General features: G+C 67.9%; 9 protein-coding genes. 6 read left to right on the top strand and 3 right to left on the bottom strand.

Annotated elements, in window-relative coordinates; all coding sequences use genetic code 11:
- From ACXJKR_RS20695 to tatC, 4 genes are all read left to right on the top strand, one after another.
- On the top strand, window positions 1–202 hold a 202-nt coding region (locus ACXJKR_RS20695), incomplete at its 5' end, for an HIT domain-containing protein (RefSeq protein WP_457324415.1).
- A gap of 122 nt (window positions 203–324) precedes the next feature.
- Window positions 325–561, top strand: a complete 237-nt coding sequence (tatA, locus tag ACXJKR_RS20690; RefSeq protein WP_056192876.1) for a Sec-independent protein translocase subunit TatA — start codon at window positions 325–327, stop codon at window positions 559–561.
- Window positions 562–1,041: a Sec-independent protein translocase protein TatB gene (gene tatB / locus ACXJKR_RS20685; RefSeq protein WP_457324414.1), complete on the top strand. Its 480-nt coding sequence runs from the start codon at window positions 562–564 to the stop codon at window positions 1,039–1,041.
- Window positions 1,038–1,841 (top strand): twin-arginine translocase subunit TatC, encoded by an 804-nt coding sequence (tatC, locus tag ACXJKR_RS20680; protein WP_056192870.1) that lies wholly within the window; start codon window positions 1,038–1,040, stop codon window positions 1,839–1,841. The genes tatB and tatC overlap by 4 nt, the downstream gene beginning before the upstream one ends.
- Here the strand turns inward: tatC and ACXJKR_RS20675 are convergent.
- A complete protein-coding gene (locus ACXJKR_RS20675) occupies window positions 1,829–2,992 on the bottom strand; it encodes a S1C family serine protease (RefSeq protein WP_457324413.1) in 1,164 nt (387 codons plus the stop codon). The two genes, tatC and ACXJKR_RS20675, sit on opposite strands and share 13 nt — an antisense overlap.
- A gap of 21 nt (window positions 2,993–3,013) precedes the next feature.
- Here ACXJKR_RS20675 and ACXJKR_RS20670 point away from each other — a divergent pair, with 21 nt between their 5' ends.
- Both ACXJKR_RS20670 and ACXJKR_RS20665 read left to right on the top strand, forming a co-directional pair.
- A complete protein-coding gene (locus ACXJKR_RS20670; protein ID WP_457324412.1) occupies window positions 3,014–3,760 on the top strand; it encodes a Nif3-like dinuclear metal center hexameric protein in 747 nt (248 codons plus the stop codon).
- Between the two features lie 126 nt (window positions 3,761–3,886).
- Window positions 3,887–4,513 (top strand): hypothetical protein, encoded by a 627-nt coding sequence (locus ACXJKR_RS20665; protein WP_056192861.1) that lies wholly within the window; start codon window positions 3,887–3,889, stop codon window positions 4,511–4,513.
- A gap of 13 nt (window positions 4,514–4,526) precedes the next feature.
- Here ACXJKR_RS20665 and ACXJKR_RS20660 read toward each other — a convergent pair whose 3' ends face one another.
- Both ACXJKR_RS20660 and ACXJKR_RS20655 read right to left on the bottom strand, forming a co-directional pair.
- Window positions 4,527–5,438: a M14 family metallopeptidase gene (locus ACXJKR_RS20660; protein ID WP_056192858.1), complete on the bottom strand. Its 912-nt coding sequence runs from the start codon at window positions 5,436–5,438 to the stop codon at window positions 4,527–4,529.
- Entirely contained in the window at window positions 5,435–6,511 is a 1,077-nt protein-coding gene (locus ACXJKR_RS20655; protein WP_457324411.1) for a DUF885 domain-containing protein, read from the bottom strand. Before ACXJKR_RS20655 ends, ACXJKR_RS20660 begins: the two co-directional genes overlap by 4 nt.
- Window positions 6,512–6,591 lie beyond the last annotated feature (80 nt).

Below are 6,591 nucleotides of genomic sequence, written 5' to 3'. Positions count from 1 at the left end.
CATCGCCTCCATGGCGGACGTGTCCGAGGCCGAGGCCGCGCTGCTGGGCAAGATGACGGCCCTGGGCCCGCGGCTGATGAAGGAACTGGGTGTCACCAACGGCTTCCGCCACGTCATCAACACGGGTCCGGACGGCGGTCAGGAGGTGTTGCACCTGCATCTGCATGTGATGGGCGGGCCTCGGCCGTGGTTGAAAGGCTGAGTTGTGACCAAACCTAAGGGCTGAGCACGATCGCACCGGAACGCGATCGGCCTCGAAATGACCCAGGATGCTAGGGTCATCCCTCACCTAGAATTTGAGCCAGTCCACAAGGAGTCAACATCATGGGTTCATTCAGTATTTGGCACTGGCTGATCGTCCTCGTCGTCGTCATCGCCATCTTCGGCACCAAGAAGCTGCGCAATGTCGGTTCCGACCTCGGCGCAGCCGTCAAGGGGTTCAAGGACGGGGTGAAGGACGGCACGACTTCCGAAGAGCAAGCCGCTGCGCCCCAACAGGTCACCGCCCGCAAGGTCAATGACCCGAACACGGTCGACGTCGACGCGAAGACCAAGTCCTAAGTGCTTGACTTCGGCTTCGACAAGATCGCGCTGATCGGCGCGGTGGCCTTGATCGTCATCGGCCCCGAGAAGCTGCCGCGCGTGGCTCGCACGGTGGGCACCTTGCTGGGCAAGGCACAGCGCTATGTGGCGGACGTGAAGGCCGAGGTCAACCGCTCCATCGAACTGGAGGAGCTTCAGAAGATGAAGACCCAGTTCCAGACGGCGGTCCAGGACGTCGAGCAGAGCGTGCGCCAGGAGGTGGACACCGCGACGCAGGCGATGAATCAGACCTGGCAGGACGTGACCAGCGATTCGTCCTACGAAGCCGGCACGACGATCGCGCCACCGCCGCCCGAGTACCGCCACCCCAAGAAAAACTGGCGCCTCAAGCGCGGGTCGACGCCGATGTGGTTCAAGCAGAAGGCCGGTGTGAAGCGTCATACCCAATCGGGAGCTGCCCGCGTGGCGCGATTCCGCCCACCAGGCCTGAACCGATGAGCTCCTTCCAGAACCCCGACCACGACGAACTGGCCGGTACCGAACAGCCCTTCGTCACCCACCTGATGGAGCTGCGCGACCGGCTGCTGCGCGCCGTCATCGCCATCGCGGTCTGCTTCGGCGTGCTGTGCCTCTACCCCGGGCCGAGCCAGCTTTACGACTGGCTGGCGGCGCCGCTCGTGGCCAACCTGCCCGAAGGCACCAAGATGATCGCGACCAACGTCATCGCGCCCTTCTTCGTGCCGATCAAGATCACCATGCTGGCGGCCTTCATGCTGGCTTTGCCCATCGTGCTCTACCAGGCCTGGGCTTTCGTCGCCCCGGGCCTGTACTCGCACGAGAAGCGCCTGGTGATGCCGCTGGTCGTGTCGAGCACGCTGCTGTTCTTCGGCGGCGTGGCCTTCTGCTACTTCTTCGTCTTCAAGAAGGTCTTCGCCTTCATCCAGAGCTTTGCGCCCAAGAGCATCACGGCGGCGCCGGACATCGAGGCTTATCTCGGCTTCGTGATGAACATGTTCATCGCCTTCGGTGCGGCCTTCGAGGTGCCCATCGTCGTTGTCGTGCTGGTGCGCATGGGCATCGTGTCGGTGGAGAAGCTGCGCGAATGGCGCGGCTACTTCATCGTCGTGGCCTTCATCGTTGCGGCCGTCATCACGCCGCCCGACATCGTTTCACAGCTCGCACTGGCGATCCCGATGTGCCTGCTCTATGAGGTGGGGCTGTTTGCGTCCACCTACTTCGTGCGCCATACCAAGGCGCCCGACGAGGCCGAGCAGACCACCCCCGATCAGTCGTCCTGATCGCGCTGCGGCTTGGGCCGCTGAGCCACGGCGAGCTGGAAGTGCATGGCCTTGCCGGCGCGCTGCACGCCCACCTCGACCTGACTGCTGGGCTTGAGGGCCGCCACGCTGGCCAGCAGTTCGGCCGGCGTCGTGACGGCATGCTCGCCGATGCGGGTCAGCACGTCGCCCGGCTTGATGCCAGCCTTGGCCGCCGGCGCGTCGTTGACGACGCCGCCGATCAGCACGCCCTTGGCGTCGCCCAGCTTCAGCGCCTCGGCCAGCTCGGGCGTCAGCTCGCGCGTCTGCACGCCGATCCAGCCGCGCGCGACGACGCCGTCCTGCAGCAGCGAGGCCGCCACCTGGCGGGCCACGTCGACCGGGATGGCGAAGCCAATGCCCAGGGACCCGCCGCTGCGCGAGAAGATCGCCGTGTTGATGCCCACCAGCCGGCCATCGGCGTCCACCAGCGCGCCGCCCGAGTTGCCGGGGTTGATGGCGGCATCGGTCTGGATGAAGTTCTCGAAGGTGTTGATGCCCAGCTGATTGCGGCCCAGCGCCGACACGATGCCCGACGTCACCGTCTGGCCGACATTGAAGGGGTTGCCGATGGCCAGCACGACGTCACCGACCGCCAGACTGGCCGCATCGCCCATCGCGATGACCGGCAGATCGGGCAGGCTGATCTTCAGCACGGCCACATCGGTCTCGGGATCGGTGCCGATGAGCTTGGCCTGGGCCTGGCGGCCGTCGCTGAGCATGACCTCGATGTCGGAGGCGCCCTCGACGACATGGTTGTTGGTCAGCAGCACGCCGTCGGCCGAGATGATGACGCCCGAGCCCAGGCCAAGCTGGGGACTGCCGCGGGGCTGGCGCAGCCCGAACGGGAAGCCGAACAGCTGTTCATGCGCCCGGCCCGCGCGCGACGGCGCCTTGCTGGCCGTGATGCTGACGACGGCCGGCGCCGCGACGCGAGCGGCCTGCGAGAAACCGGCGCGCACGACGGAGGCGGCAGGCGAGGAGGGCAAGGCGATCTGGCGTGCGGTCTGGGCGACGGTGGCATGGGGTAGCCGTGCCTCGTGCAGCCATTGCGGCTTCAGCGTAGAGACGACGAAGAGGGCGGCCAGGGCGACGGTGACCGCCTGCGCGAAAATCAGCCAGAGCCGTTTCAACACCTACATCCCCATCAAGCCATGACCGATCGCGCCGCGCTGGAACTCCGCCTGAACCAGCTGCTGGAGCCCGCGCGCTTCAAGGATTATGGGCCGAACGGTCTGCAGGTCGAGGGGCGCGCCGAGGTGGGTCATCTCGTCTGCGGCGTCACAGCCAGCCTGGCCCTGATCGACGCGGCCATTGCCGCCGGGGCGGGTGCCATCCTGGTCCATCACGGCCTGTTCTGGCGTGGCCAGGATGGGCGCATCACGGGCTGGATGAAGCAGCGCCTGGCGCGGTTGATCCAGCATGACATCAACCTCTTTGCCTATCACCTGCCGCTGGACGCTCACCCGACATTGGGCAACAACGCGCAGCTTGGTGCGCAATTCGGCTGGGCTGCGGACAGCCGCTTCGGCGAGCAGGATCTCGGTTTCAGCGCGGCCATCGAGCCCACCGACCTTGCCGCGCTGACGGTGAGGCTTCGCGATGCGCTGGGCCGCAACGTGACCGCCGTGCCGGGCGACGGCCGCCCGCTGCGCCGCGTCGCCTGGTGCACCGGCGGCGCCCAGAGCTATTTCGAGCCAGCCATCGCGGCGGGCGCCGATGTCTTCATCACCGGCGAGATCTCCGAGCCCCAAGCCCACTATGCCCGCGAGACCGGCGTTGCCTTCATCGCGGCCGGCCACCATGCCACCGAGCGCTATGGCGTGCAGGGCGTCGGTGCCCAGGTCGCGCAGGATCTGGGCCTCACCTGGCAGTTCATCGACGTGGACAACCCGGCCTGACCTAACCCTGGCGTAACCCGGCGCGGGGCCGCGGCTCCTAGCATCCGGCATGCCTTCCTGCTGCTATTGCGTTGCCCTCTCGCCCACTCGTGTCCTTGGGATGCTTGGCCTTCATCTGGCCGGCGCGTGAAGGCCGCGGAGGCCGTCACGCGGCCAGGCCGCTGGCGCCTGGCTTCGTCCCGGCGTCGGCAGATGGCGGTCTGGGCCGTGCTGTTGGGGCATGCGGCGTTGCTGCTGCTCATCTGGCAGGCGCGGCGGTGGCCAGCGGCAGGCGAAGAAGCGCGGCGTTCAGTGGTGCTGCGCCTGCTGCCCCCGCCGCCGCAGTTGCACCAGCGTGCGGCGCGCGTGCAGGCGCGGCAGCCCACCGCCCCATCACCGGGCATCAGCCCAAGACCCACGCCAACCCTGCCGGGCGCACCGGACGGCGAGGGCGCGCCCGTGGTCGCGGCGACGGGTGCGGCCCTGTCGCCCGGTGCGGCGGCGTCTGCACCCGGCGCGCTGAACCTGAGGCCCAGCCCCGAAATCCTGCGCGGCGCCCTGGCCAACCCGGCCACAACCGACCCGCGCAGCAATTCACCCAGGCCTACCTTCGAGGAGCGCATCGCGATGGGGCTGGACCCCGACCTCTGCGTCAAGCTCGAGCGTGATGCCGAGGGCGTCGTGCGGCGCCGGATGGGGCGGCTGGTAAATGCCACCTCTTTGCTGCAGTCCACGCATGGGGTGGGTGCCAGAGGCCTGCTGGTCTGCGAATGACGCCGCCTGAGGTTCAGATCTCGGCCGCCAGCGCGTAGCCGATCGCGGCACGGGTGGCCGCGACCTGCGCCGCATTGCATTGCTCGGGCGTGGCGCGCGCGCTGTCCGGGTAGACCTCGGTCGTCGTGCTGAAGCGGGCGCCGGTGATGGCGGCGCACAGGTTGCGGCTGCGCACTGCGAAGCTGATGACGCCGGGCGACTGCAGCGGGCAGCCGATGATCTGGCCGTTGGCATCGGGCTCGGCGATGTGGGTGACCTGGGCCACCGCGGCGATGACGGCCCGCTGGAATTCGGGTTGCGGGTGTTCGGCGTCGTCGACGAGGTAGAAGCCATCGGGAATCAGCCCGGGCTCGAACACCTCGCCATCGCGCGCCGCCAGGGCAGGGCGGAACTCTGATTCGTCCGTGTCGGTGGTCTCGTGCAGGTCGATGTGCATCAGCACGCGGCCGCGCAGCGGTGCGAGCAAGGCCACCAGGGCCGCGGACTCGGCCACGGGGCTGCCTTCGCGGAAGTTGCGGTTGGGGTCGATTGCATCGAAGTTCCAGCGCTGGATGCGCTCATAGGCCCAGGGGCTGACGCAGGGCACCACCAGCAGGTTGGCCTGGCCGGCAGCTTCCTGCCCATGCTCGCGGACGAACTGCAGCGCACCATGCACGCCGCTGGTCTCGTAGCCATGCACGCCGCCGGTCACGACGAAGATGGGCAGGTCGTCGCGCCAGCCGCGGCTGCGGATGGCCAGCAGCGGGAAGCGTTCGCCGTCGCAGACCACGGCGCCGTATTCGCTGACGTCGAAATCCTGCTTCAGAGGCTCGATGGTGGCGAGCACGTCAGCCGCAAAGCTGCGCTGCTTGACGAGGCGCCCGCGCCAGGCGGCGACCTCGCCCGGGCCCCAGGGCTGGCCGGGAATGCCGATTGCGTAGTTCATGGCCGTGCCTTTTCGCTCAAGATCCAGGCATTGAGGCGCTGCTCCAGCAGTGGCAGCGGCATGGCGCCCTGGTCGATGACGGCCATGTGGAAGCGGCGCTGGTCGAACTTGGCCCCCAAGGCGGTTTCAGCCCGGGCGCGCAGTTCCTTGATCTTCAGTTCGCCCATCATGTAGCTCAGCGCCTGGCCGGGCTGGGACAGGTAGCGGTCGACCTCAGCCGTCATGAAGGTGGCGTCGTGGCCGGTCTGCTCGATCATGTAGGCGATGGCCTTGTCGCGGTTCCAACCCAGCGCATGCAGGCCGGTGTCGACGACCAGGCGCGCGGCGCGGAACATCTGCGCCTGCAAGTGGCCAAAGCGCGCGTAGGGGTCGCGGAACAGGCCGATCTGCGGGCCCAGCGTCTCGGCATACAGCGCCCAGCCCTCGCTGAAGACCGAGTACTGCGACTGGCGGCGGAAGTTGGGCAGCTCGCCCAGCTCGACCTGGCGTGAGATCTGCAGATGGTGGCCGGGCACGGTCTCGTGGGCCACCAGCGTCTCCATCGCCCATTTGGGCCGGCGCTTGAACGAGATCGCGTTGGCGTTGAACCAGCCGGGGGTCGTGCCGTCCAGCGAGGGGCCGTTGTAGTTGTCGGCCGCGCCTTCGCCGGTATAGGGCGGCATGCCGCGAATGCCATAGGGCGAGCGCGGCAGCTGGGCGAAGAGCTTGGGCAGCTCAGGGTCGATGCGCTTGGCGATGGCGCGGTAGCCGTCCAGCAGCTCGTCGGCCGTCTGGTTGAAGAACTTGGGGTCGCTGTAGAGGAATTTCTTGAAGGCGGCGAGGTCACCGTCGAAACCGACCTCGGCCTTGACCTTCTCCATTTCGGCGCGGATGCGCGCGGCCTCGCGCAGGCCGGTGGTGTGGATGTCGCCCGCCGCCAGCGGCAGCGTCACATGGCGCTGGATCAACGCCTCGTAGACCTTGTCGCCGCCGGGGTAGCTCGACAGCGAGCCGCTGTCGGGGGCCTTGGCCATCAGCTCGTCTTTCATGACGGCGAGCAGCTTGCGCTGGGCCGGGTAGAAGATCTCGCGCATGGCCGCCTACCCGGCGCGGGTTGACCAGGAAATCGCCATCCTGCGCCAGGGCCCAGGAAATCGCCATCCTGCGCCAGGGC

This window comes from Roseateles sp. P5_E11 (assembly GCF_054049355.1).
This window is presented reverse-complemented; position numbering and strand designations above follow the sequence as displayed.